The 2,201-nt window shown below is 75.9% G+C and carries 1 protein-coding gene and 1 pseudogene; both read left to right on the top strand.

Features of this window, described 5'->3' with window-relative positions:
• Positions 1-829 (top strand): annotated as a pseudogene (locus V7E46_RS33355) (hypothetical protein); the annotation flags it as partial.
• A 19-nt stretch (positions 830-848) separates the two neighbouring features.
• Positions 849-2,174 (top strand): crotonyl-CoA carboxylase/reductase, encoded by a 1,326-nt coding sequence (gene ccrA / locus V7E46_RS33350; RefSeq protein WP_333771900.1) that lies wholly within the window; start codon positions 849-851, stop codon positions 2,172-2,174.
• Positions 2,175-2,201 lie beyond the last annotated feature (27 nt).

The following is a 2,201-nucleotide window of genomic DNA, read 5'->3' as shown; positions in this document are numbered from 1 at the left end:
CCGCCCCGCAGGCCCGCAGGACGCCGCGAGCAGCACGGCGGCCGCCCTCCCGTCCGCCCCTGGACCGGCAGGACCCACCTGGTGGCAGGGGCCGCCGGACGCCGCGCAGCCGGTCGAGGCCGCCCTGGCCCGGCTGCGCGGCACGGCCTTCACCACCGGCGGGCCGCCCCCCGGCGGCGCCCCCGTGCGGCGGCTGTGCGCACCGCTGGCCGCCGCCGGCACCGCCTCCCGCGCCGCGCCTGGCGTCCGGGAACTCGTCGTCCCCTTCGATCAACTGCGCCTGACCGCCGCACTCGCCCGCTGGTCCGGCGACGGCCGTGTGCTGGGCGCGCACTGGATCGACGACGGCACCGTGCACGGCTGGGCCGCCCTGCCCGGCGCCGACCCGGTCCGGCCGCCGCTGCTGACCCCGGCACCCGGCCGGACGGCCACCGTGCACGGACCCGACGGGCGCGCCCTGCCCGCCGGCGTACCCGGCCGGATCGCCGTCACCAGCGGGCCCGGCACCGCGGCGCCGGCACTCACCGGGCACCTCGGACGGATCACACCGGACGGCCGCCTGGAGTACCTGGGCCGCGACGGGCGGCGCTGGCTGCGCCACCGCGGCTTCATCGACGTGCCGCTCGTCGAGCGGGTGCTCGCCGCCTGCCCCGGGGTGGACGCCGCGCGTGTGGAGGCCCGCGCCACCCCCCGCGGCACCGTCGCCGTCGCCGTCGCCGTGACGACGCTGCCGACCGCGGTCCTGCGGGCCCACCTGCGGGAGCACATCGGCGGCCACACCCTGCCGGGGCGGATCGACACGGTCCGCGCACCCGGCGACAACCCGTGAACCGAAGGGGGAGTACGACATGGAAGCGATGACCGAGGCGGTCCTGGCCGGAGCGGCGGGCGAGGAGCTGGCGGCCCTGCCGCTGCCCGCGCAGTACACCGCGGCCCACGTGCGCGCCGACGACATCGGACTGTTCGAGGGCGTCGCGGACAAGGACGTGCGCAAGTCACTGCGCGTCGGCGAGGTCCCGATGCCCGAACTCGCCCCCGACGAGGTCGTCGTGGCCGTCATGGCCAGCGGCATCAACTACAACACCGTCTGGTCGGCCATCTTCGAGCCGGTGCCCACCTTCGCGTTCCTGCGGCACTACGCCCGCCAGGACCCCTGGTCGGCCCGCCACGACCTGCCCCACCACGTCCTCGGGTCGGACGCCGCCGGCATCGTGGTCCGCACCGGGTCAGGGGTCCGCCGCTGGCACCCGGGCGACCACGTCGTCGTGGCCACCGCCTACGTCGACGCGGAGGAGCCGGCGACCCACGGCGACGGCATGCTCGGCTCCGACCAGCGGGCCTGGGGCTTCGAGACCAACTTCGGCGGCCTCGCCCACTACGCCGTCGCCCGAGCCAGCCAGCTCCTCCCCAAAGCGCCCCACCTGACGTGGGAGGAAGCCGCGGTGAACCCGCTGTGCGCCGCGACGGCCTACCGGATGCTGGTCGGTGACCGCGGCGCGCGCATCAAGCAGGGCGACGTCGTCCTCATCTGGGGGGCCACCGGCGGCCTGGGCGTCTACGCCGCACAGTTCGTGCGCAACGGCGGCGGCATCCCGGTGGGCGTGGTCAGCGGCCCCCGGAAAGCCGAGGCCGCCCGCAGGCTCGGCTGCGAGGTCGTCATCGACCGCCAGGAGATCGGCCTGGGCGGGGACACCCCCGCCGAGGTCGTGGAAGCCGGCAAACGCCTCGGCAGGATCATCCGCTCCCAGGTGGGCGAGGACCCGCACGTCGTCTTCGAGCACGTCGGCCGCGCCACGTTCGGCGTGTCGGTCTTCGTCGTGCGCCGCGGCGGAACCGTGGTCACCTGCGGCTCCAGCACGGGCTACCGGCACGAGTTCGACAACCGCTACCTGTGGATGCGGCTCAAACGCATCATCGGCAGCCACGGCGCGAACCTCCAGGAGCAGTGGGAGACCAACCGGCTCATCGGCCTGGGAGCGATCAGGACCGCGCTGTCCGTCACGTACCCGCTCGCCGAGGTGGGCGAGGCCGCCCGCCTCTTACAGGCCAACCGGCACATCGGCAAGGTGGGTGTGCTGTGCCTGGCGGACCGGCCGGGCCTCGGTGTCACCGACCCCGCCCTGCGCGAGCGCGTCGGGGAACGCGAGATCGCCCCCCTGATGCACCGGGACTGACCCCGCCGTCCGCGCCCCGCCCCGCCC

Origin of the sequence: Streptomyces sp. IBSBF 2435 (assembly GCF_036815005.1) — a bacterium.
In the GTDB taxonomy this organism is placed as follows: Bacteria; Actinomycetota; Actinomycetes; order Streptomycetales; family Streptomycetaceae; genus Actinacidiphila.
This window is presented reverse-complemented; position numbering and strand designations above follow the sequence as displayed.

Excerpts from the sequence above, each read along its gene's own strand:
- ccrA (WP_333771900.1), top strand. The coding sequence starts at position 849 with ATGGAAGCGATGACCGAGGCGGTCCTGGCCGGAGCGGCGGGCGAGGAG.